The organism is Polyangium jinanense, assembly GCF_028435265.1.
GTDB lineage: Bacteria > Myxococcota_A > Polyangia > Polyangiales > Polyangiaceae > Polyangium > Polyangium jinanense.
Window position 1 is genome coordinate 17758 of the sequence record NZ_JAGTJK010000072.1, and the last position, 23894, is coordinate 41651.

The following is a 23894-nucleotide window of genomic DNA, read 5'->3' on the forward strand; positions in this document are numbered from 1 at the left end:
TCAAGGGAGATATCGGCTCCGCATCCCGACGACAGCTCATTGCCGTCGGGAGAAAGAGTTGTGTACATGCTGAAATCAAGCTTCCTTTCCCCGCGGCTTTGGCTCCCGCTCGTCGGGCTCACGGCACTGTTCGCGGCTTGCGGCGACTCGTCGAACACGCCGAACAACCCGGGCAACGCGTCCTCCTCCTCCTCCGGAACGGGTGGATCGGGCGGCAGCGGCGGTGGTGGTACCGGCGGCCAGGGTGCCGGGGTGACGGCGCCGGGCCCCGATGCGGAATGGGGGACCGGGAGTGACGTCGGCTCTCTCGAAGGCGGCGTGTGGACGCCGGGCCGCGACGAGAACGGCCTCGTCAATGAGGACTCGTGGGATCTCGTGCCCGGCGGGCAATGGATCGAGGTGAACGGTACGCGGCTCGATGCCCTCGACGCCGAGGTGAAGGAAAAGGTCCCGGGCTGGAATGATTACGGCTCGGGGGACTGGAACGCCGTCACGGTCGCGTGGAACTCCCCCGCGCACGACCCGGAGGGCAGCCGCGCGTGGTGGGTCTCCTCCGGCGGGCACGCCGATTCGAGCAACAATGGCATCTACCGTTTCGACGCATTCCGGATGGCCTATGCCATCGAGCACCTCCCCTCGGACACCACGCAGTGGAGCGACGCCTACAAGTCGATGACCACCTACACGAGCTGCCCGGAGTCCTCCGCGGAGTTCGACGCCGCCCTCGCCGCGGGCACCTTGAAGGAGGAGAACGACTGGTTCTACGACGAGCTCTTCTGGGATCGGCAGCCGACGGCGCGCCACACGTACTCGGGCGTGGTGTACGTCCCGAAGACCAACGAGCTCGTGATGGCGGTGCGGCGCCTGTGGCGCTACTCGCGCGACGAGGGCAAGTGGGTTTACAAGCGGCTGCCCGCCATGGATTGGAAGAACAAGCTGGGCGAGGAGAGCCTCGCCATTTACGACGAGTACAAGGACCAGCTCCTCGTCGCGTCGTGCGGCTCCAACGGGCCGTGGAGCAACACCTTCGACATGAACACGTCGAACTGGACCGGCGAGGGCACGTCCTGGAATGGCTGGGACTGGAACGGCGCCGCCGATGCGCGCTTCGGCGACCGCGTCGCCATCTTCAAGGTGCCGGAAGATCCCGCGACCGGCCAGTACGCGGCCAAGGGCCTGTACCAGCTCTTCGATGTGAAGGAACGCAAGGTCGTGCAGAGCGGCACCGTGCAGTACGCGGACGGCCTCTCGGCGGTCGACTTCCCGGTGGGCGACAGCGCCGGCATGGTGTACATCCCGCCGCTCGACCGCTACTGGGTGGCGACCAAGACCAAGGAAGGCAAGCTCGGCTGGTTCGAGCTCAATCCCACGACGGAACCGTGGACGCTCCGCCCGCTGGTGCAGAATGGCACGACCCCCGAGCTCGACGGCCACACCCAGGTGCGCCGCCGCATGCTCTGGATGCCGAAGCTCCACGCGATGATCTTCCTCGGGTCCGGGACGAAGAACATCATGGTCTATCGATTCTGATGACCGATTCCGCGGAGCCACGGCACGCGGAGCCGTGACCGTCCGCCGGGCGCGCCGGAACAGCCCCATGGGCGTCCTGCGTTCCTGCGCGCCCGCGGCGGGCACGACGCCGCGCTTGCCGTTCCCGCTCCCGCTCCCAAACCCGCTACCGCAACCGCTCCCGTGCGTCGAGGTTTGTCGATCCGCGGACGCTTGCGCCTTCATTTGGGGAGACGAGTCACCGCGAAAAGGGTTGGCGCGTCATGTCGGCTCCTCGGGGATCTCGGGCGAGCCGGGCCAGGTGATGCCTACCTTCCGAAGCATCTGCTGGGCGAAAGCCAGTGTCTTCGGATCGGGCGGTTTGGGAACGAGCGTCGCAAGCTCGTCCGTCGTGAGCTCCGTGGGGCCAGCGAGGGCGCGGGCTGTCACCGCGTCCACAATCGCGTGGATCGGCGCGGCGCTCGGTTCGTCCGCCCGGAACTTGACTCCGTCACTACACGCCAGCGGCAGGCGATCGCCTCGGAGCAAGCCCCACGCGGCCAGCCGGTTGGCGCCCCAAGCCAGCGTCGGATCGTGGACGGCGAAGAGCATGCCGCCGACGCGATCGCCGTGAAGCCAGAAGCCCACGCCCGCATCCCTCTGCCCATGCTCGGGTCCCACTCCGAGCATGCCGACGGCCATCACGAGCGCGGGCTCCAGCTCGTCGGGAAGGCCCGGCAACGCCCCGCGCACGTCGTCCGGGCCACCCGTTACCGCATCGACCGAGAGGCCGAGCTGCTCGATCGGACCGAACCCCAGCTCGTACGCGAGGCCGACGACGCCTGCCTCGGTCCACGCCACGACCTCGTAGTCTCCGCAGCCGTCGTCGTTGTAGAAGGCACCCCGCTGGAGGTCGCCCGCCCAAACTCCCCCAAAGGAGACCGCCAACCTATGGCGCTGGAGCGGGTCCACCATCGCAAGGTGGGTTTCGACATAGGCGCGCAGCGCGGCGCGGACGATGGCGTCTCGGTCGAAGACGAGGCGTCCGAAGTGACGGGTGACCCGTTCGATCATGGTGTTTCGCCTAGACTCCGTCGGTCTCGGCGTCAACGGGCTCGCCGCCAGCGTCCGCCGGCGGCGTCACGGCGTGTACGGCGGAAGCTGGCTGATCCGCACCACCTCGTCTTCCGAGGGGTAATTGTTCGTTAGATACCTGTTGAGCTTCCGCGAGATGACCGCCGCGTTCTTGTTCGAGTTCGTGCCCCAGGGGCACCCACGCTGGTCCTTGCTGCGCACCACGTGGTGCACCTGCACGGCCTCTGGGTCGTTCTGAGGCCCAGCTTTGAGGATGAGCGGTTCGGTGCAGGTCTTTGGCTTGCAGTTCTCATCCACACAAGGCCACGTGAAGCCCGCGAGATCGGAGTGAATCTCGCCGCCGTGCGCGTCGCGGTTCACTCGGAGAATCCATGTTCTCTGCTCGATCTTGGCGCCGTTGTTGTCGAAGGTGTCGCAGTAGAAGTTTTGCCCCGGTGCAAGCTTTTGCGGCTCGGTCAAGTTGCGGTAGGGACCGTTGACCTCCGTCGGGACGCCGTTGACCTCGATGAGCGGCGTCTGTCGCGGCGCTGCCTGGTAGTTGATCGTGATCTTGTTCGCGACATCCGGGCCAACTTGCAGCGTATAGTCACCGTTGCCTACGGGCAGGCACGTGTAGCCCTTGTCGTACGGCGCATTTCCAGAGACCTCTCCGACCTTCGCGGCATCGGCACATGCCTTCTCCCACTTCTCATAGAAGCAGTCGAACGTATCGACTTCAGAGGTGTAACAAGCGGAGCCGAACGCAGCGATGTACTTGGCGCGCAGTGGGGCGTCCGTGCTCGGGTTTCCCACGAGCGGGATGCGGTAACGCATGCACGGGTGGGGCATCGGCGCCGCACATTCGGTCGACGTGTCGATCGGGGTGTCGGGTGGAGTAGGGCAAGAATCGACAGGCCCCGGATCGAGAGGCGACCCGCACGCACCCATCATCGCTGCCCCTGCGAAGCCCGACATCAGCACGCCCAGCATTGCCGAGCGGCGTCTCGTCATTGCTTGCATGGAGTATCGAATCGCACGGTGAGCGACTGGACGGCAAGGGAAAACGAGGCAGGGGGCTCACGATGCGCCTGGGAACCGAGCGTTGCCGGCGGGCGCCGGCGGGAGCCGCGGAGCGGTACACAAACAGATTTCGCTTGCCAAACCCGCTACCACAACCGCTTCGGTTTCCGCCGCCGCTTCCGCTTTGCGTCGAGGCTTGTTGATCCGCGGAGCTTGCGCCGTCACTTGTCGGGACGGGTCAGTTTCGGCATGGGTTTGCCCGTGAAGGGGTTGATACGTGGCTCCGGCGGCGGCGGCTCGGGGGGAAGCTCGGGCGAGCCGGGCCAGGTGATGCCGACTTTCTGAAGCCTGCGTTGGACGCTGAGCTGTCGCTCTGGGTCGGGCGGCTTGGCGAGAAGCGTCGCGATCTCGTCGGCCGTGAACTCCGTGGGGCCCCGCATCCGCCGATCGACCACCGCGTCGATGATCGCGTGGATGGGGGCGTCCCTCGTTCGGGCGCGCTCTGCTGCTTTCGGGGCAAGTTCCCCGATTACCCAGAACGGTAGCCGACCGTTTTGGAGCATGCCCCATGGGACGAGTCGCATGACGCCAAGCAAGGTAGGGGCGTCGAACATGGAGCCCGCGACACGATCGCCGTGCAACCAAAAGCCAACCCCGGCCAACCTTTCCGAATACATTTTCCTATTGGGTAAATTCCCATTGTACAAGTCGCTGCGCGTGTCGAGCTTGCTGGCGGCCATCTGAAATGCTGGCTCCAGCTCAGCGGGAAGCCCTGGCACAGCCCCGCGCACATCCTCTGGGCCACCCGTCACCGTGTCAGGCGTCAGGCCAAAGTGAGCAATCGGGCCAAACCCGAGCTCGTACGCAAGACCCACGACGCCGGCGTCGGTCCAGGCCACGACCTCGTAGCCGCCACATCCGTCGTCGTTGCGGAAGCCTCCATGCTGGACGTCTCCCGTCCAGTTCGAGTACTCGCAGACGGGGAACCACATGCCATTCGGAAGACTTGCGACCATTGATTCGACGTAGGCACGCAGCGCAGCGCGTACGATCGCATCTCGGTCGAAGACGAGGCGCCCGCGGGGGTGGTTACGCACGACCATGAGGCCTCGGCTAGGCCATGTGGGTCTCGGCGTCAACGTGCTCGCTGCATGCGTCCGGCTGCCGCGTCAGGGCGTGTACGCCGGCGCGTTGTTGAGCCTCTTCACCTCCTCGGCCGGCGGGTCGTTGTTCAAGAGATACTGGTTGAGCGCGTGAGAGATGACCGCCGCGTTCTTGGTCGAGTTCGTACCCCACGGGCAACTGCGCTTGTCCTTCATGGGAACGACGTGGTGCACCCGCGCGATCGAGCCCGGGTGGAAAGGCGCCTTCTTATCGGCCGGATCGTAGAGGACGAGCGGCTCCTCGCACTCTGCGGCCACTTCCTCGCAGTTCTCGTTCATCACCGTGCACGGCCACTTGAAGCCTGCGAGATCGGAGTGAATCTCGCCGACGTCCGCGTCATTCTTGTGCGCGTTACGGTTGACCTGGAGAATATACGTGTGCTGCAAGAGCGGCTTGCCATCGGCGCCAAGCACGCCGCTGTCACATTTGTTGAACGGCTGCGCTGGTCCAAGAGTTGGCGGCTCCGGCAAATTCCGGTACGGGCCGCTCACCTCCGTCGGCACACCGTCGACCTCGACGAGCGGCGTCTGCCTCGGCGCGGGCTCATAGCTGATGACGATGTGGATCGCGGGGTCCGGCCCGACCTGGCGAAAGTAGTTCTCCGTGCCGGCGATGGGCTCGCACGCCGGGTAGTTCTTGTCGTAGGGCGCCGCTCCGAAGACCTCTGCGACCCGCACGCCCTCGTCGCACGCTTCCTGCGGGGTCTTGTAGAAGCAGTTGAACGTGGGGGTGGGGCCCTCGGACAGGTAACAAGCGCTCCCGAACGCGGCGATGTACTTCGCGCGTAGCGCGAGGTCCATGCCCGGATTGCCCATGCGCGGGATACGATAACGCATGCACGGCTCGGGCATCGTCGCCGCACATTCGGTTGGCGTCTCGGTCGGGGTGTAGGGTGGAGTCGGGCACGATGGGAGAGGCCCCGGATCATTCGAACCGCACGCACCCGTCAGACCTGTCCCACCGAAGCCCCACACCAGCACGCCCAGCATGGCCGAGCGGAGTCTCGTCATTGCTTGCATGGTGTATTGAGTCGCACGTTCATCGGCTCGGCGGCAACGGAAACCCAGCCAGGTGGCTCACGATGCGCCCGGGAATCGCGCGAAGGGCCTTGACGTCTGAGCTACCTCATCGTCGCTTGCCCCTCCGAGGACCATGCCCCGCGACTCCCGATTCGTCCTGCTCGCCGCCCTGATGTCCGGCGTGCTCTCCGCTTGCCGACCTTCTCCCTCGCCCCCGCCGCCGCCCCGCGACGCGGGCGAGCCCGTGGCCACAAGCCCCGCCGCCGCGCTGCCATCGGCCGCCGATGCCGCCGACGCGAAGCGCTTCCTCTCCGAGCTGCGCGGCCGCCTCGATCAGGAGCACGCGCGCGCGAAGCTCGAATGCGACGGCATTTTCGTGCCCGAGGGGCTCCGCCTCTCCGGCAACTACATCCCCGAGGGCATCTCCAGTTACGAGCCTTGCACCTACCCCTCGGCCGACGAGCGCGAGCGTCTGCGCAAGGTCGTGAAGAAGCACGAGCACGAGACCGTGTCCCGCTTCGAGCGCGCGCACCACGACGCGAAGGTCGAGGCGCCGAAGCACCACGTCACGGTGCCCGAGCCGATCGACCTGTGGGCGTTCAGTTGCCAGACGCCCCGAGGCGTCGCGATCCACTGGCACTGGATGATCGAGGGCCCTTATCGGCCTCACTTCAACGAAGGGGCCGGGGAGACCTTCCCGTTCGTGAAGAACGACCTCGAGCGGCTGTACCTCGTCAATGGCGACACGGTGAAGGTGCTCGATCCCGGCGGACGCGGGTCGATCTTCCCCCTCGGCACGGTCGATCTGGACGGCGACGGCGCTGCCGAGATCGTCTGGGTGCAAAGTCGCTCCAACGAACCGCGGTCACACGCCACGTCCCAGACCCTCAACATCGCATGGAGCGGGGCGCCCGTGCCGTTGCCCGAGGCCATCCGAGGGGAGCGATGGGACGGCAACTTCAAGCTCCTCCGCGAGGGCGATGCGAAGATCATCCGCCTCGGGGACGGCCCGCCGCACGCCGAAGAGCCGAGCTTCACGGTTCGGGAAGGACGGTTCGTCCCCTGGAAGTCGGCGCCCGACAAGAGCGCCCCGACGACTGGGGCGTGCGCGACCGTCGAGCGCAAGCACGCCGCGAGGGGGACCCTCGTGGGGTTCGCCGAGTACGGCGCCGGCGTCGAGGCGTGCGCCGGCGATCTCACCCCCTGCGGGCCGCTGCCGGAGCGGGTGCGGCGCCTGTACGAGGCGCTCCTCCAGGCCGACCTTCCCCCGCAGGAGGCCCGTCGGTGGGTGGCCAAGCTCTTCCAGTTGGACGAGCGAACCTTGCCCGGGGTCCCTGCCCCGAGTGATGAGGGCAAGAACCACTGAGCCTGGGTCCTCTGGTCGCTTCCTGCTTCGCCTCCGCAGCCACCCTCGGGGTACCTCGGCTCTGTCGGCATACTGTTCCGAGCCAGGCCGAGGGTGCTGCTCCGAAGTCTCTTCAGGACGAGGACCCTTCCCCAGGGTGCCTGGGCTCTGTGCATGGAGTGCCTCGGGCCTGCCTCTGGGTGCCTCGCCGAAGTCAATCGCGTGAACCGAGGCACCCCATGGGTGGCGTTCTTCTTTCGATACGGCGCGGGGAGCCTGCCCCTGGGTGGGTTGGGGCCTCGATGGGCGCGGGATGGCCCCCTGCGAGGGCCTCGGGGTCGTCAGCCCAGATAGATCAGCGGCCGGTCGAGGGTCCTCCGGCGAATGCGCTCGAGCCTTCGGTGCCTGGGGCGGGGTCCGTCGCCTTATGGACTTCGCCAGCGGGGCGGTGGTCGTGGCGATACGGCGCCATGGGTTCTTCGTAGGACAGCCTGATTACGGGCATCAGCCGGTGATGTCCGTCTCCGCCTCCGCCTCCTCCTCCTTCTCCTCGCAGCACCGCTTGTACTTCTTCCCGCTCCCACACGGGCAAGGACCTTTGCGCGCGGGGCCCTCCGGGCGGGCGACGGGGCGCTTGCGGGCGTCCTTGTGGTCACGCATCGCGCAGAGCACGTCGAGCGCGAGCTGGGGTCTCCAGGGCACGTGGAACGCCCGCAAGACGGCGCGGGGGAGGTACAGCTCCTCCGGGGCGGCGCGAGCGGCCCAGGGGACCATCGTGAAGAGCCAGAGCAGCGCGTCCGAAGTGGTCTTCGTGCCATACAGGTACGAAAACTGGGTGTTCGCCGGAAGCGCGTAGGCGAGATCCGCCGGGACGTCCTCGGCACGCTCGAATCGATAAGGGCCCGGGGGCATGTGCGCCGCGGCGCGGAGCCAGAGCTGTGCGCCGAGGTCGCGGTGCATGGCGTCCACGGCCTCCGGCGATTCACGGTCGATCTGAGCGACGCGGCGCACCATGCCGCGCACCCCGAGCGCGATGTCGCCGTCGACCGTGCCCTTCAAGAGCGCGGGGATGTCTGCTCCGAGCGTCTTCTCGACCTCGGCGCGAAGCCGCGTGTGCCGCATCCCCAGCGCGAAGAGGCCAACCCCGCTGTCGACGTTCTGCAGGAGGCTCAGCGCCTCCTGGTAATGGCGTTTGTACCTGCCGAGCAGGGGCTTGCCAATGCGCGCCGTGGCCCAGGCACCACGCAGCGCGAGGGCCACGAACCCCTGGCGCGTGGCAGGCCAGGAGAGCGTGGTCCGATCGCCGAGCAGATCGAGAAGGCCAGGGGGCAAGGTCTCCTGTCCGTCGAGGGTCGCGAGGACGATGAGGTGGCCAAGGGCCCAGAAGGTTTGCCAGTACGCGCGCAGCGCGTCCTCGTACGGGGACCTGAGCTTGTCCGTCTTCCGAAGCGTGGGCAGGAGGATCTTCCGCGCCTCGTTGAGGTCGGTCGCGGCAGAAAAGTAGAGCTTGAAGAACTCCAAGGCATAAAGCGGCTGGAGCGCCGAGATGGCGAGGAACTCCTCACGCGAAAGCTCGTCGGCAGCGTCGTAAATGCGCCGGAGCAGCGCGTTGACGCCCTTCCCCCCGGCAAGCGCCTTCGCAGACTCCAGGCGTTCGCGGAGCTCCTCGGCCTTGGCAGAGATGGCGTCGATCTGCCCGCGCGTGACGACGGGCAAGTTCGAGACCTTCATGCCCGCGCCGAGGCAGGTGACGAAACGTCCGCCACGCGTGACGATCAGGAAGGGCCCCTCTTCAGGGTGATCGAGCGAGAGCGCAACACGCTCGACGCTCTCGGGCACACGAGCCCGATCGACGATGTACCGGAGGAGGCTCTCGTCGCGGTAGAGCGAGAGCGCGAGCTCGACATGCGGGAGCGAGACACGATCGAGCCGAGAGAGGAAGTGATGCGCGTGCCCCATCAAGGCGATGGAAGGGCAAACGCGTCCCGGGCGCAATGAGGCCTCGAAAAAAAAAACGCGAGAGGCATGTCGGGCCGGGGTCTCGTTTTCCGGACGTAGGGGAAACGGCTCTCCGGCGCGCTCAGGGTGAGCGCTCCCGAGGGCCTTCACGGAGACGACCATGCAGCCCAGGATCCTCCCGACCTTCGCCCTCCTCGCCCCCTTCGCCGCCCTCCTCGCCGCGCCCGCGCCGGCCGCCGCCGCGCCCTCCTGCAGCGGCCCCGTCTGTCAGGACGCCGCGAGCTGGACCGACGGCGGCTTCGGCGCCTCGTACTCGTTCTGGACCGGCTTGCAGTCGAAAAAGAACTTCCAGACGGACGCGAGCTACGGCGCCGATTACCTCAAGATGGGCGCCGACATCCACGCCACGGCCAAGGCCTTCGGCGTGAGCAAGCCGATCGTCGACGCGTACGCCCTGGCGTACCACAACAACGGCGAGAGCTGGGGCGGCGTCCACGTCGCGGCCGTCGGCGTCGTCCTGTATTCGGAGTCCATCACGAACGCCATCCCCTTCGGCGTGAGCCGGACCTTCTTCAAGGCTGACGAGGACATCAGCCTGCTCGGCGTCCACATCGACCTCGACGGCAAGGTGGGCGGCGAGCTCGGCGTCGACGTGACCCCCAGCATCACGAGCTCGTACATGAGCCTGATGGCCGAGCCCTACGCGAGGGCTTATGCGGACGCGGACGCGGACGTGGGCGCGGCCTGCGCCAGCGTCGCCGTGAAAGGCTCGCTCACGGCGCTCGATCTCCACGTGCCGGCCGTCATCACGGCCACGTACCCCGAGGACAATTCGATGTCCGTGCTCATGTCCCTCGATTACAGCCTGCATTCCCTCGACGGCAAGCTCAAGGTCGAGCTCGAATACTGCATGGACTCCGACAGCAAGACGCTCGTGAATTTCGACGGCTTCACCGCCGGAGGCCAGCTCTTCGCGAAGTGGGGCAACATCTCCTGGTGATCCTCCCGCCCTGACGAACCCGACACGCACGCCGGAGGAGTCCCATGAAGCGCCGGTTTTCCCCCCTCGCCGCCCTTCCGCTGCTCGCCGCCGCCCTGCTCGGAGGAGGCGCCCTCCTCCAGCGCACGTGCGCTCCCAGCGCCGTTTCGCCCGCCGCCGCCGCGACGGCCGCCGATGCGCCGTCCGAGGCAAAGGTCGCGCCCTCGGCGCGCGCCAAGGCCTCCGAGCGGCGCGTCTATGCCGTGACGCTCGCCCGGCACGTCACGATCGGTGGAGAGACATTCGTCGAGACGCACCTCGAAGGCCGCATTTCGTTTCTGCCGATTCCAGGCACGAACCTCTGCGAGGCGCGCCTCGTCGATCCGTTGCTCGACGTGTCGGGCGGGGAGACGCCGAGGGTGGCCGATCTGCGCCGCCCGATCCTGCTTGCCTACGACGCGGAGGGCCGGCTCGAAGGCGTGCGCTTCGATACGCGGACCGACGAGGCGAGCCGCCTGCTCTTGACGAGCCTCGTCTCGGCGACGCAATACACGCGCGGCAAAGGCCCGACCTGGTCCGCGGACGAGGTCGACGGCTCGGGCACCTACCGCGCCGATTACGAGCGAAAAGGCGAGCGCACGATCGAGCGGCACAAGCGAGGCTACCTGCGCATGCACGAGGGCCTGACGCCGCTCGTGGCCGAGGGGGATCTGCGTATCCTCGTGGATGGAAAGGATGCGGTCGAATCGGCGACCGCCCACGAGGTGTCTCGCACGTCGCGGAAAACCGCGCTCGGGGACGTCGCGGGCGAGCTCCGGGTCTCGCTGCGCCTCGTCGATCGCGCCGAGGCCACGCGCGCCGAGCTCTCCGCCGCGCGCGCCCTCGCAGGTGCCTACGAGGAACCGAACATGGTCCCGCCGAAGCGGGAGCGCAGCGCGAGCAGGCGTGAAATGGACGAGCGGCGCGCGGCGGGCCACGACCTCGACGAGCTCCGCGCCGCGTTCGCGGAGACGGACGGGCAGCCGAGGGACGAGGTCGGGCAGCGGCGCGCGACGCTCATCCACACGGCCGGCGCCCTGTTCCGCGTGCGGCCCGAGGACGCGCTCGAAGCGGGCAAACGGCTCGCGGCGAGCGGCGTGACGGACGCCGAGGCGAACTTCCTCGCCGGCGGACTCGCAGCGGCCGGCACCGAGGAGGCGGCGCACGCGCTCGCGGACGCGCTCACGAGCCCGGAGGCGTCGATCGAGGCGCGCCGGCAGTCCGCCGTGAGCCTCGCGATGATGCCCGTCGCCGACGCGGACACGGCCTTTGCGCTGTCGAAGGGCGCCGCGAGCGACGATCCTGCCCTGCGCAACCTGAGCACGATGGCGCTCGGCGCCGCGGGGCGCACGCTCGCCGCGAGCGGCGACGTCGGCGAAGGGCTCGATCCGGTAGCGGACTTGCTCGCGCGGTATGCGAGCGCGACGGACGACGCCGAGCGCGACATGCTGCTTGCGGCGCTCGGAAACAGCGGCGATCCGCGAGCCTTCGAGGTCATCCGCGGGGCGCTCGCATCTCCCCGGCTCGCGCCGACGGCGGCCTACGCATTACGATTCCTCGCGACACCCGAGGCCGACACGCTCCTGCATACTCTCGCGACCACATCGCCGAACCCCGAGGTGCGTCAGGCCACGTATCGCGCGGCATTCTTCCGGGACGCGACCGTGTGGTTGCCCTGGCTCGAGTCCGCGCTCGCAAAGGAAAAAGACGACCAAGTCCTCGAAGCGATCCGCGCCGCGATCGCGCACATGGCCTCGCCGTGAAGGTTTTCGCGCGGGCGAATGCCGAGAGGCGCGCCGCTGCTTGGCTCTTTACAGTCGCGCGCAAATCCCGTGATGATGGCTTCTTGCCATGCACCATGAGGTCACGCGGATCATTGCCGAGATTGCTGTGGGGCGAGACCAGGCGACCCAGGAGCTCTTGCCCCTCGTCTATCAAGAGCTGCGCCGCATCGCCTCGGCGCAGATGGCGCGCCTCCGGCCGGGTGATACGCTGCAGCCGACGGCGCTCGTGCACGAGGCGTATCTGAAGCTCGTGGGATCGCCGGGGCCCGGCTGGAACGGGCGGGGGCATTTCTTCGCCGCAGCGGCGCAGGCGATGCGCGAGATCGTCGTGGATCACGTGCGCAGAAAGGTGGCGGCGAAGCGCGGCGGCGGACAGCGGGCCGAGCCCCTCGACGTGGAAATCGCCGTCGACGCGGAGCTCCTCGGCATCGAGGACGTGCTTTCGATCAACACGGCGATCGCGCGCCTCGAGGCCGAGCATCCCCGCAAAGCGCAGGTCGTGGTGATGCGGTTTTTTGGCGGATTGCCGGACCAGGAAATCGCGGAGGCGCTCGGCGTCACGACCCGCACCGTCGAGCGGGAGTGGCGCTTCGCCCGGGCCTATTTGCACGACGTGCTCTCCCGCGGAGCGGAGACGTGACGACGGAGAGGCCGGAGCCGCTCCGCGTCGAGGCGATTTTCGACGCGGTCGTCGATCTGGGGCCCGAGGAGGCGAGTCTTCGGCTGGACGTCGAATGCGAGGGCGACGCGGCCCTCCGCGCGGCCGTGGAGCGGCTCCTCGAGCATGATCGAAGGGCCGACGGCGACTTTCTCGCGCCGCGCCCCGCGTTGCTCTTCGAGGCGCTCGGCGAGCACCCCGTTCCAGCCTTCCCCGATGCGCCCCCGGTCGCGGCGCGTATCGGACGATTCTCCGTGGTGCGCAAGCTCGGCGAGGGGACGATGGGCGTCGTTTACATGGGGTATGACGAGATGCTCGATCGTCGCGTGGCCATCAAGCTCCTGCGCCCGAGCGTGGCCGGCGTGGGCTGGCTTTTGCGTGAAGGCCAGGCCCTCGGCCGCCTCGCGCACCCGAACGTGGTCGCGATTCACGAGGCTTTTGAGCACGAGGGCCGCGTGTATCTGGCCATGGAGTTCGTCGAGGGCTTCACGCTGCGCGCATTTCTCGCCGAGCGCCCTCGCACCTTTCCCGAGGTGCTGAGCCTCTTTCTCGGCGCCGCGCGGGGCCTCGCCGCGGTGCACGACGCGGGCCTCGTGCACCGCGATTTCAAGCCCGAGAACGTGCTCGTCGGCAAGGACGGGCGCCCGCGGATCGTCGATTTCGGAATGGCGGCGCTCGCCCAGCGTGACGGAGGGACGAACGGCGGGGGCGGGCGCGACGCCGCGCCTCCGAGCGGGCGGTCCGTCGCGCTTGACGTATCGATCTTGCCGCGGGGCGCGATTGCCGGGACGCCGGCATTCATGGCGCCGGAGCAGCTCCGTGGGGAGCGCGCAACGACGGCGAGTGATCAATGGAGCTTCTGTGCGGCGCTTTATCACGCGGCCTATGGCATTCCTCCGTATTCCCTCGACGGTGATTTCGTCGCGCTCTCGCGCCGTGTCCTCGCGGGCGCGCCGGAGATCCCGGCGCAGCGCGGGAAAGCGCCCGCGTGGCTCGGGCCGATCCTCCTCTCGGGCCTGGCGAAGGATCCCGCGGCGCGATTCCCCTCGATGCATGCGCTGCTCGCGGCGATCGAAGCGCACCTGCCGCGGGATCCGGAACTCGATCGCCACGGGATCCGGCGCGAACTCGTGGCCTTGCGCGTGGCGCTCCTCGGCGTCGTGATCGTGGCCTCGGGCCTCGCATTTCGCCGGCTCGTCCACGCCGAGGTGACGCTCGAGCTCGTCATCCTGATCAATTGCGCGGCTTTCCTGATGGTCCTCTCCATCATCGCGCTCCGGTGGCGAAGGCTCTCCCAGAACCGGATGGGGCGGCGGGCCGCGGCGATCGTCGTCGGAGTGGAAGGTGTGATGCTCGTGCACCGGCTCATTGCGATGCGCCTCGGGACGCCGCTCGATCACGTCCTCGTGAACGATCTCGTCCTCCTCGCGACGGTCCTCGGGACGCTCGCCTTGACGGACCGGCGAAAGATCGCGCTGCCTGCCGCGATCGCAATGGCAGGGGCGCTCCTCGGCCTGTTCCTCCCGAGCGCCACGAGCCTGATCTACGTCGCAGCAGGTTCCCTGGTTCTCCTGCTCCTGATTGCCGATGTCGTTCGCGAGCGGTGATCACTTTCCGCCCCCGCGCCCGTTTCCGCGCGGCGCAGACGAGCCTTGGGGATTGCATGCTGCACAAAAACCGGTTATGTGGGGCACATCATGCGACGTGATACCCATCTCACAGCGTTGCGGGCCGCCGCCAAGGTCGCGTTCTCGATGGCCTTCGTCGGCGGGTGCAGCGCGCAAGTGCAGTCCGGCGTCGCGTCCACCGGCGACGAGGCCGATACGACGCCCGCGACTTCGAATTGCGAGGCCGTCGTCGCCGAGGCCTTTCCCACGGAGAGCCCCTATCCCGGGGAGAAACAGAATGTCTCCCCCGAGGTCATCTCTTGTTGCGAGGTGCTCCTCGCGGCGAGCAACGGGGCGCCCGCGCACCACCGCTGGGATTGTTGTGCGAATGTCGTGCAGGACGACCCGAAAATATCGGTCGCGTGCTCGCCGTGGGGCCCGCCCGTTCCGCCGGAGATGACGTGGCACGGGAGACCTTCGCGTGGCCCGAGCGCGAGCGTGAGGCTCGATCTGCGTGAGCCCGCGCGACGGGCGCGCCCGGCCGTCCCGCATTTGCCGCACCTCACCGCGTCGGCCATCGCGACCTGGCGCGCGCGTATGCTCAATGAGCACGGGTCGGCGCGTGTCTTCGAGGGGCTCGCCAGGCAATTCGAAGGGGCGGGCTTCGAGGCGCACCTCGTGGAGGAGGTCCGAGGCTTTGCGGACGAGGAGCGGCGCCACGGTGTCCTTTGCGGCGCGGTCGTGGAGGCGCTCGGGGGCGAAGCGCTCACCGAGGCCCCCGTGGGCGAAGCGTATCCGGAGCACGCGGACGACGCGACGCCGCTCGAATCTGCGCTCCGCAACATGCTCAGCATCTGCTGCCTGAGCGAGACCGTCGCCGTGGCGCTCATCGGCGCCGAGCGCATCGAAATGCCCGCGGGCGAGCTCCGGGATCTCCTTACGCAAATCTATGCCGACGAGGTCGGCCACTCTCGTTTTGGCTGGCGTATGCTCGACGCGCTCTCGCAGCGCCTCGATGACGAGATCAAGGAGCGGCTCGGCGATTACCTGGAGGTCGCCTTCGCACACCTCGAAGAGCACGAGCTCGCGCACCTGCCGGAGGGCTCGTTGCCTCCGCCGGAGGGCGTCGTCTACGGGTTGTGCAGCGGTCCGGACGCGCGCGGCCTGTTCTTCGATACCGTCGAGCAGGTCATCGTGCCCGGGCTCGAACGTCACGGCATCCCCGCCCGGCGCGCGTGGATGCGGAGGCACGGAGGCGCCGGACTTTCATGACCCCTCTTCGAGCCGTGTTTCCGCGCCGCGCCATCGGGCTTTTCTCCTTCCTCCTCGGCTGCTCTGCAACACCACCGCCTCCGCCGCCGAAGACCACGCCCACGCCGCCCGTCGTCGTCGCGCCTGCGTCGCTGGAGACGGCGACCCCCGTGGCGGAAGCGCCGCCCGTGGACAGGATCGAGCCTTTGCTCGAGGCCTTGCGGCGCATCAAGACGCCCGAGTGGAGGGAACACGTCGGCGAGATCCGCGACCGATTCGGCGGACCGGGCCTTGTCCGCGCGCTCGATGTCGTCGATGCGACGTCGCTGGAGGTGATGTATCTCCAGACGAAGTTCATCATGGATGAGCTGCACGCTCTCGCGGACCCACGCAGCGCCGATCCGCTCGTCGCCTGGGTTGACGCGAAAAAGCCACCGATGCACTGGCAAGGCGTGGTTGGTGCTTTGCTCGCGGAGATAGGCGACCTCCGGGCCGTGCGTTTGCTCGGCGAGCGGATGAAGCACAAGCCGACCGACATTTATGACCGGGAGCGCTGGTGGGAGCAGGATGGCAGAGGTCATCACTCCGACAACGATTTGCAGCGCATCGGAGCGGCGCGCCTCCTCGGCGACCTCGCGACGATGCACCCGGACAAAGTCGACGAGATCCGGGCGGCGGTCGAGGACTCCGTGATCGCGTGGGTCCGTGAGACGCCGGCGCCGCATCATCGTGGAATGCTTGTCCTCGCAGCCATTCGATCCGAAAAGGGGCTCGGCCTCCTTCGCGGATGGGCATTCCCGAAGACGCCGCTCCCGGCGCGAGGGGCGGAGCCACCCTTTCCCGTCGCATTCGAGCTGGCACAATCCGGTCTTCGGGCCATCGGGATGTTCCATGACGAGCCGTCGTTCCCGAAGCTCCTGGCCCAGCTCGAACGCAAGAAGGACCCCGCGCTCGACATCACCCAGGACGTGCTCAACACGGACAACATCGCCATGCTCGGCATGGTGCTGCGAGCGCTCGGGGTTGGCGCGTCGCAGGGGCTGTCCCATTTCGCGGATCCGCGCGCGGCGCAACCCCTCATGAAGCTCGTCGAGGACACGACCTGGCACGAAGAGGCGCGTTTCGAGGCTTGTGATGCGCTCGCGTGGTGCACGGACGACGCGGCGAGAGCGAGCCTTTTCCCGAAGATCAAAGCGCAGATGGCGACGGGCGGGCCCAAGTCCGACTTCGTCGCCGGTTGTTATGCGTCCGTCTTCACCGAGCGCTCCGCGGCAGGCAACGCCATGGATATGGTCGATCTGTTCGAAAGAGCGACGCTCGACAGCGTGCGTCGCTCCATGGCCTACGGGCTCGGCTTGATCGCGCTGGAGAGCGCGGCGCAGGCGAGGCTCGAAGCGAAGCTCGGCGACAAGAGGCTGCGCGTCGATGCGGCGATCGCGCTCCTGCTCGGCGGCTCCGGCCCCATGACGCGGCTGCTCTCGAGCATCGACGGCTTCGACGCGCGGGAAAAAGAGCAAATCAAGATGGCCCTCACGAACGGCATGGCCCACGTCACGGACGAGGATCCAACATTTGCGAACGTCCTCCGCTGGGCGACGCGCGCCGAAGAGGCCGCGGACGTGGTGGTGCGCGGCGAACGTCAGACGTGGGTGCGTGATGCCGTCGCCGCGGGGCTCGAGAGCGTCAGTTTCGGTTGGAGACCCCACTCCGTGACGCGCTCCGTGCTGCGATATCGTCTCTTCCGCGCGGCGCAAACCGACGCGACGAACCGTCGTGGGCTCATCGCGATGCTCGCGCTCATGAAAGAGCGCGGCACGCTCCTCGCGCTCGCCGATACGAAAGGTGATGCGGCCGCGCCGGCGGCGAAGGCGCTTGCGGGGCTCGGAAAAACCGCACGCTGAAGCGCGGGTTCTTCGGCTGGGGAGAGGGCCGAGGAGGCGTGAACGCTGGGCTTCTCAGCGGATCATGTACCCGCCGTCGATGGCCAGGTACGTGCCCGTCACGTACGACGACCAATCCGACAGCAAGAACACCACCGGCCGCGCAATCTCTTCCGATCGCGCATACCGTTGCATCGGCACGCCCTGCGTGAATGCCGCGAAGATCTGCTCGCCCTGGTTCACGTGGTTCCAGATCTCCGTCTCCACCGGCCCGGGCAGCACCGCGTTCACGCGGATCCCCGCGGCGGCGTAATCCACCGCGGCGGCTTTCGTCATGCCGATGAGCCCGTGCTTGGCCGTCGAATACCCGCCGAAGGTCGGCGCCCCGACCAGGCCCAGGATGGAGGCGCAATTGACGATGGCCCCGCCGCCGGTCTTTTGCATGGCGCGGATTTCGTGCTGCATGCAGAGCAGCACGGAATCGAGGTTGACAGCCATGAGCTTGCGGTATTCGTCCACGGGCAGGTCCGCGAGCGGCCCGAGCGGCCCGGGGATCCCCGCGTTGTTGAACGCGCCGTCCAGGCGCTCGAAGGCCTGCAGCGTGCGCGCCACCAGCGCCTCGATGTCCGCGGGCACCGAGACGTCCGTGCGCACGAAAAGCGCCTTGCCGCCCTCGTCGCGGATGCGCGCGGCGAGCGCTTCGCCCTTCTCCTCGCGGCGGGCGGCGAGCACCACCTTCGCGCCCTGGCGCGCGACCTCCAGCGCCGTCGCCTCGCCAATGCCCGACGTCGCCCCGGTAACGATGATCACCTTGTCCCTGAGAAGCATGCGTATTCCACCTTTTCACGCCCCCGATGCACCGCATACTCCGCTGGAAGGATCGGGTCAATGGCATTCTGCCGGACGAACCGTGCTGCACTCCGCGCGGGTTTGGTGGGAGGCGCCTCGAGCGCTCGGAGGCCGATGCGCGCGGTGGCCTACGGGTCGCCCTCCATTACCTGCGTATCGCATTCGCGTGGCATCGGGTGAGCGTCAGGTGCTCGGCGATCCAGGACATGACGCGGGCGCGGGGAAGGGGGTGTCACGAAGCTCGACCTCGCGAGATCTTGCCCTTCGAATGGAAAGCTTGTAATCTGCCATGATTGGAATCACCGGGGGGCCGTACGTCACTGGCTCGCACTCCCGGCGCGAGGGTGAACCATGCTGGCAGCGTTTCGGGACGCATCGCTCACGAAAAAGCTGATGTTCGGCTTTGTGTTGATCGCCAGCCTCGCCGCGGCGGTCGGCTACCAGGGCTTGCGCGGGATGGCCACGATGGCCGAGCTCTTGACCGATCTCCACGATCGGCACGCGGTGAGCCTGGCGCACCTTCGAGGCGCGAACACGCAGCTCGTGCAGGAAGCGCGAATGGTCCGGAACATCGTCATCGAGAGCGCCACCGGCAACATGGGGGCCATCCCGAAGTGGACCTCCGGCTACTCCAAGTACAGCGCCGCATTCGACAAAGAATTCGACAGCTACCAGGATCACGCCTATAGCGACGGTAAGAGCCGCGCCGCCGACATCAAGACACAAGTCGAGGACCTGCGGCGCGTGGAAGCGCAGGTCATCGAGCTGGCGCAGCAAGGCAAAGCCAAGGAGGCCAGCCAGCGTCTCGACGAGGCGCGCACCCTCGCCGGGAACGTCGACGAGCACGTCGAGAATCTCTCGAATGAAGCCTTCGCGAAGATGGACCGGGCAGCGGCAGACGCCATCGGCGTGTACGAAAAGTCGAGGTCCTTCGTCCTCGGCATCGTGGTCGCCGCATTCCTCGTCGCCCTGACGCTCGGTATCATGCTCACCCGCGCCATCACGAAGCCCATCGAGTCCGCCGTCGCCGCCGCGTCCCAGATCGCCAAGGGCGAGCTCCCCGAGGTCGAGCAAGCCACGAGCCAGGACGAGACGGGGCGAATGATCTCCGCCATGAAGGCCATGGTCGATTCGCTCCAGGACACGGCGACGTCCGCCGAGCGAATCGCGTCCGGCGATCTCACCGTGGAGGTCAAAGCCTGGTCGGACAAGGACGTCCTCGGGAGCTCCTTCCGGAAGATGGTCGACAAACTCTCGCGAATCATCGGTGAAATCCGCGAAAGCGCGGCCGCGACGTCGGGCGCGGCCGTGCAGGTCTCCGCGACGTCGCAGACGCTCTCCCAAGGGACGAGCGAGCAGGCCGTCGCCGTGGAGGAGACCACGGCGCGTCTCGAGCAGATTCGCGCGTCGATCAAGCAAAACGCCGACAACAGCCGGCAGATGGAGCAGATGGCGCTGAAGGGCGTGCAGGACGCGGAGGAGAGCGGGAAAGCCGTCGCGGATACGGTTCACGCGATGAAGGTCATCGCGGACAAGATCTCGATCATCGAGGACATTTCCTACCAGACGAACCTGCTCGCGCTCAATGCAGCGATCGAGGCCGCGAGGGCAGGGGAGCACGGCAAGGGGTTCGCCGTGGTCGCCATGGAAGTCCGAAAGCTCGCCGAGCGAAGCCAGACCTCGGCCAAGGAGATCAGCAGTCTCGCACTCACGAGCGTACGCGCCGCCGAGCGCTCCGGGCAGCTCCTCACAGAGCTCGTGCCAGCGATCCGGAGGACAGCGGACCTCGTGCAATCCGTGGCCAACGCGTCGAACGAACAATCGGACGGCGTGGGTCAAGTCAGCCAGGCGATGATCCAGGTCGACCAGATCACGCAGCAGAATGCCTCGTCGTCGGAAGAGTTGGCCTCGACCGCCGAAGAGCTAGCCACGCAGGCCGAAATGCTGACGGAGCTCGTGGCATTCTTCACAGTCGTTGGGCTGGAGGACGTCCGCCTCCCCAAGTCGCCGCGCGCGCACGACGCGAAGTGGAGCGCCCCCCGCGGCGGGCCCGCAGCTCGATTGCAAAAGCGGTCGGTGAAAGGAAACGGAAGCGTTCGGTCAGCGTCGAGCTCCGACGATGACTTCACGCGATTTTGAGAGGGTGTTCCACAGGGGGCGCGTGCGCGGGGCTTTGCCCCGCACCCCAGCAGGGGGCTGTCCGCCCCCTGCACCCCGGACCAGGCACGGCCTGGACCGAGGGCCGAGAAACCGCGCGATGCGCGGTTTCTCGGACGGGCCTGTGGCAAGACCACGAGCGGCGTTGCCAGTCTTGCCTCGACCTGCTCGATGAACTGCGCATTGCGCAGTTCATCGACCCCGGGTCCAGCGCTTGCGCTGGTCCGGGTCCAGGGGTGGACAACCCCTGGTCGGGGTCCGGGGTGAAACCCCGGCGCTACGCTGTGGACCCCCCTCTGAGAGCTTCGCGCCGGTAGACCGAGGGCGCGACGTTTGCCATTCCGCGCACCTGGCCATTCAGGCTCTCGGCATAACCCAGAAAGAGATACCCGCCGGGGTTGAGACAATCGACGATGCGGTCGAGGACCAGGGCCTTGGTTGCTGCGTCGAAATAAATGAGCACGTTGCGGCAGAGGACCAGGTCGAAACGCCCGAGCTTCTGGGACGTGACTTGGATGAGGTTCTCCCGGCGGAACGTCACGAGCGCTCGGAGCTCTGGGCCTGCCTTCATCTCCCCGGCGTGCGAGCGCTGGCCGCGGAGCATGTAGGCGAACAGATAGTCGTGCGGGATTTCGGGGGCTCGCTCGATGGGATAGATTGCCCGCTGCGCTCGATCGAGCGCCCGGGTCGAGAGATCCGTGGCGAGGATTTCGATTGCGTGTCGTGGATCCGGAGGGAGCGGCGCGAGGCCATGGAGGAGCGTCATGGCCAGGGAATAGGGCTCTTCGCCGGTCGAGCAGGCGGCGCTCCAGACCCGCAGCCGCCGGTGCGTCGCGGGGACCGTCGCCGCCGCGCTCGCGGCCCCTCCTTGCCCGAGGCGTGAGGTCCATTCCGGCAGGAGGGTGCGGCGGATCAGCTCGAATTGCCGGGGCTCCCGGAAAAAGCGGGTCTCGTTCGTGCAGATGCAATCGAGCATTTGCTCGAGCTCCGCCTGTCCTCCGGGGCCGGTCACACGACGGTGGTATTCTGCGAAGGAATGGAGCCCGAGTGCGCGCAGCCGGGGGGCGAGCCGGGAGAGCAAGAGCGGGCGTTTGTGGGGGCCGAGCGATATTCCGGAGTGCCGGCGGACGAGCTCCTGGAACAGCTTGAACTCGTCGTCGGGGATCGAAAGGAACAGCCCCGCCGGCGACGCATTGCGCGACGAATTCACGTCACGTGCTCGCGGCGGCTGGCTCGAGGGAACGGGCGGCGAGGAGCTCGTCCGGGGAGAGGACGTGATCGATGTCGAGCAAGAGAACCAGCTTCCCGTCCACCTTCCCCAGCCCGAGGAGATGATCCAGACGCATTTTCGTCCCGAAGGGCGGGGCCTTCTCGATTTCGCTCGCCTGCAGTTCGAGAACGTCTCCCACCGCGTCGATCAAGATCCCCACCCTCGTGAGGGCCCCGTCGATGTGCGTCTCCACCACGAGGATACACGTCCGGCGGGTGATGGTCGAAGCAGGCATTCCAAACCGCTCCGCGAGGTCGACAACGGGCACGACGTGCCCGCGCAGATTCAAAACGCCCAGGATTGCGGGAGGCATCATGGGCACGCGCGTGATGTCCGTATATTCGATGATTTCCCGGGCTCCCAGGATACGCACCGCGTACTCGCCCCCCGCCACGTGGAACGAGATGTACTGGGAGGTGCCCGCCTGCTCGACGTCTCCCATGAGAGACCTCCGTATCCCCGTCAGCAAAGCGAAAAGAGCCGCGTCCGTCAAGTTCCACGTGCGCGCAGGCGGCGGCGTCGGTTCGTTGACAGGCATTCGCGCCCGAGGCATGCTCCTGCGGACGTGGACGCTGATCTCGAAGCGCTCGTCGAACGGTTCCTCGGCCAGTCGAAGGAGAGCCTCGACGCAATCGAAGAGGATCTGCTCGGCCGCGAGGTGAGCGCCGACGACGGCGCGGTGCTCGACAGGGTGTTCCGGGCCGTGCACTCGTTGAAGGGCGACGCCGGGACGCTCGGCTTCGTTCACGTCGCCGAGCTCGCGCACGCCATGGAGACCGCGCTCGAGCGCATGCGCGCGCGCTCCTTCTCGCCCAAGGACGAACCGATTACGCTGCTTCTCGAGAGCGTCGATGTCCTGCGGAAGATGGTCGAAGCGCCGTCCGCGCAGAGCGAAGCGCTCGCGGCCCAATCTCTCTCCGTGCGCGCGCGGCTCGGGCGCGCCGTCGAGGGCGCGGCGCCGCCGCCTCCGGGCGGCGAGGAGGGGCTTTCGACGGGGCCGAGCTCGATCTCCGGTGTCGTCGCGCCGGCCCGCGGCGCGGAATCGGGGCCACGTACACTCCGGATCGATCTCGACAAACTCGATACGATGCTCACGCTCCTCGGCGAGATCGCCGTCGCACGAAACCGGCTCACGGAGCTGCTCGACGGCGAGACGCCCGCCACGGGGTACGAGCTGCGCGAGGCGCACGAGCAGGCCGATCGCCCTTATCGCGAGCTCCAGGGTCTCATCATGCGGGCTCGGATGGTGCGTCTCGACGAGGTCTTTCGGCGGTATGCGCGCATTGCTCGGGACCTCGCGCGGGCGAGCGGCAAGCTCGTGAACCTCGTCGTCGAAGCCGAGGGAGCGGAGGTCGATACCCGGATCGTCGATCATATTCGCGACGCCCTCATTCACCTCGTCTCGAATGCCGTCGATCATGGCATCGAGCACCCGCGCGTGCGCGTGGCCAAGGGAAAGGACGCGTGCGGGCGCATCGTGATGCGCGCGCGCCACGACATGGGCGCGGTCGTCGTCCAGATCGTCGACGACGGCGCCGGCCTCGACCGCGCGAAGATCCTCGAACGAGCGATTGCTTCGGGCCTCGTCACGCAGCGGCCCGAGCTCTCGGACGAGGAGATGCTTCGTCTCGTCTTGACCCCCGGGTTCTCCACCGCGCGCGCCCTCACCCAGACCTCGGGGCGGGGCGTTGGAATGGACGTCGTGCGTCGGGACGTGGAGGCCGTTCGGGGGACGCTGCGGATCGAGAGCCGCGCGGGCGACGGCTGCACCGTCACCCTGCGAATCCCGCTCACGGTCGCGATCATCGACGGGTTTGGTGTCGCGCTCGAGGGGACGACGTATGTCCTTCCGATCGAGGCCGTCAGCGAGTGCCTCGATTTCCCAGCGGCCGAACGAAGCAAATCGGACGCCGTGGGCCTCCTCGACGTGCGCGGCACCGTATTGCCCTACCTGCGATTGCGGTCGCTCTTTGGTGTTTCCGGCGCGGCGCCCGCGCGCGAGCATGTCGTCGTGGTCCAGCACGAGGAGACGACGCTCGGCCTCGTCGTGGACGCCGTCCTCGGCGAGCGGCAGGCAGTCATCAAGCCTCTCGGGCCCTTCCTCGGCCACGTCCCTTGCGTCTCTGGCTCGACGATCCTGGGGGATGGGAGGGTCGCCCTGGTCTTGAGCATTCCGGACATTTGCCGCCATGCATTGGCCCTGGGCGAACGGGCGCAGCCAGGCGGCTGATCTGAGCATTGGTCGGAGGCGCTTCGCCGGGGCGCTGCCCCGGACCCCGCGGGGGCTGTTCGCCCCTCGACCCGAACCAGGGCAAGCCCGGGACTCGAGTTGGAAGAACTGCGCGATGCGC

The 23894-nt window shown here is 67.6% G+C and carries 18 protein-coding genes; 10 read left to right on the forward strand and 8 right to left on the reverse strand.

Features of this window, described 5'->3' with window-relative positions:
* Positions 1 to 66: 66 nt before the first annotated feature.
* Positions 67 to 1530, forward strand: a complete 1464-nt coding sequence (locus KEG38_RS49765; protein WP_272427956.1) for a hypothetical protein — start codon at positions 67 to 69, stop codon at positions 1528 to 1530.
* A 240-nt stretch (positions 1531 to 1770) separates the two neighbouring features.
* Here the strand turns inward: KEG38_RS49765 and KEG38_RS49770 are convergent, their stop codons facing one another.
* The 4 genes from KEG38_RS49770 to KEG38_RS49785 form a co-directional block, all read right to left on the reverse strand.
* Entirely contained in the window at positions 1771 to 2598 is an 828-nt protein-coding gene (locus tag KEG38_RS49770; RefSeq protein WP_272427957.1) for a hypothetical protein, read from the reverse strand.
* 30 nt (positions 2599 to 2628) lie between these two features.
* Positions 2629 to 3396 (reverse strand): hypothetical protein, encoded by a 768-nt coding sequence (locus tag KEG38_RS49775; protein WP_272427958.1) that lies wholly within the window; start codon positions 3394 to 3396, stop codon positions 2629 to 2631.
* A gap of 407 nt (positions 3397 to 3803) precedes the next feature.
* Positions 3804 to 4685, reverse strand: a complete 882-nt coding sequence (locus KEG38_RS49780; RefSeq protein ID WP_272427959.1) for a hypothetical protein — start codon at positions 4683 to 4685, stop codon at positions 3804 to 3806.
* A gap of 66 nt (positions 4686 to 4751) precedes the next feature.
* Positions 4752 to 5582 (reverse strand): hypothetical protein, encoded by an 831-nt coding sequence (locus KEG38_RS49785; RefSeq protein WP_272427960.1) that lies wholly within the window; start codon positions 5580 to 5582, stop codon positions 4752 to 4754.
* A gap of 316 nt (positions 5583 to 5898) precedes the next feature.
* Between KEG38_RS49785 and KEG38_RS49790 the strand changes: the two genes are divergently transcribed.
* Positions 5899 to 7131, forward strand: a complete 1233-nt coding sequence (locus KEG38_RS49790; RefSeq protein WP_272427961.1) for a hypothetical protein — start codon at positions 5899 to 5901, stop codon at positions 7129 to 7131.
* A 483-nt stretch (positions 7132 to 7614) separates the two neighbouring features.
* Here KEG38_RS49790 and KEG38_RS49795 read toward each other — a convergent pair whose 3' ends face one another.
* A complete protein-coding gene (locus tag KEG38_RS49795; protein ID WP_272427962.1) occupies positions 7615 to 9069 on the reverse strand; it encodes a YecA family protein in 1455 nt (484 codons plus the stop codon).
* Between the two features lie 160 nt (positions 9070 to 9229).
* Between KEG38_RS49795 and KEG38_RS49800 the strand changes: the two genes are divergently transcribed.
* The 6 genes from KEG38_RS49800 (at position 9230) to KEG38_RS49825 (ending at position 17288) form a co-directional block, all read left to right on the forward strand.
* The gene (locus tag KEG38_RS49800) at positions 9230 to 10069 is read left to right on the forward strand and encodes a hypothetical protein (protein WP_272427963.1); all 840 of its coding nucleotides are present in this window, start codon (positions 9230 to 9232) and stop codon (positions 10067 to 10069) included.
* 44 nt (positions 10070 to 10113) lie between these two features.
* Complete coding sequence (locus tag KEG38_RS49805; RefSeq protein WP_272427964.1) at positions 10114 to 11850, forward strand: HEAT repeat domain-containing protein; 1737 nt, start codon at positions 10114 to 10116, stop codon at positions 11848 to 11850.
* Positions 11851 to 11938: 88 nt separating this feature from the next.
* Positions 11939 to 12511, forward strand: coding sequence for a sigma-70 family RNA polymerase sigma factor (locus tag KEG38_RS49810; protein ID WP_272427965.1), 573 nt, complete (start codon positions 11939 to 11941; stop codon positions 12509 to 12511).
* On the forward strand, positions 12508 to 14136 hold the full coding sequence (locus KEG38_RS49815) for a serine/threonine-protein kinase (RefSeq protein WP_272427966.1): 1629 nt from the start codon (positions 12508 to 12510) through the stop codon (positions 14134 to 14136). Before KEG38_RS49810 ends, KEG38_RS49815 begins: the two co-directional genes overlap by 4 nt.
* A gap of 90 nt (positions 14137 to 14226) precedes the next feature.
* A complete protein-coding gene (locus KEG38_RS49820) occupies positions 14227 to 15408 on the forward strand; it encodes a ferritin-like domain-containing protein (RefSeq protein ID WP_272427967.1) in 1182 nt (393 codons plus the stop codon).
* Entirely contained in the window at positions 15405 to 17288 is a 1884-nt protein-coding gene (locus KEG38_RS49825; protein WP_272427968.1) for a hypothetical protein, read from the forward strand. Before KEG38_RS49820 ends, KEG38_RS49825 begins: the two co-directional genes overlap by 4 nt.
* Positions 17289 to 17342: 54 nt before the next feature.
* On the opposite strand, the gene KEG38_RS49830 is transcribed toward KEG38_RS49825, so the two are convergent.
* Positions 17343 to 18095 carry an SDR family NAD(P)-dependent oxidoreductase gene (locus KEG38_RS49830; protein ID WP_272427969.1) on the reverse strand — a complete coding sequence of 251 codons (753 nt, stop codon included), beginning with the start codon at positions 18093 to 18095 and terminating at the stop codon, positions 17343 to 17345.
* Positions 18096 to 18467: 372 nt separating this feature from the next.
* Between KEG38_RS49830 and KEG38_RS49835 the strand changes: the two genes are divergently transcribed.
* Positions 18468 to 20255 (forward strand): methyl-accepting chemotaxis protein, encoded by a 1788-nt coding sequence (locus tag KEG38_RS49835; RefSeq protein WP_272427970.1) that lies wholly within the window; start codon positions 18468 to 18470, stop codon positions 20253 to 20255.
* A 295-nt stretch (positions 20256 to 20550) separates the two neighbouring features.
* Here the strand turns inward: KEG38_RS49835 and KEG38_RS49840 are convergent, their stop codons facing one another.
* On the reverse strand, positions 20551 to 21483 hold the full coding sequence (locus KEG38_RS49840) for a CheR family methyltransferase (RefSeq protein WP_272427971.1): 933 nt from the start codon (positions 21481 to 21483) through the stop codon (positions 20551 to 20553).
* 1 nt (position 21484) lies between these two features.
* On the reverse strand, positions 21485 to 21985 hold the full coding sequence (locus tag KEG38_RS49845) for a chemotaxis protein CheW (RefSeq protein WP_272427972.1): 501 nt from the start codon (positions 21983 to 21985) through the stop codon (positions 21485 to 21487).
* Positions 21986 to 22108: 123 nt separating this feature from the next.
* On the opposite strand from KEG38_RS49845, the gene KEG38_RS49850 reads away from it, so the two are divergent.
* Positions 22109 to 23773, forward strand: a complete 1665-nt coding sequence (locus KEG38_RS49850) for a chemotaxis protein CheA (protein WP_272427973.1) — start codon at positions 22109 to 22111, stop codon at positions 23771 to 23773.
* Positions 23774 to 23894 lie beyond the last annotated feature (121 nt).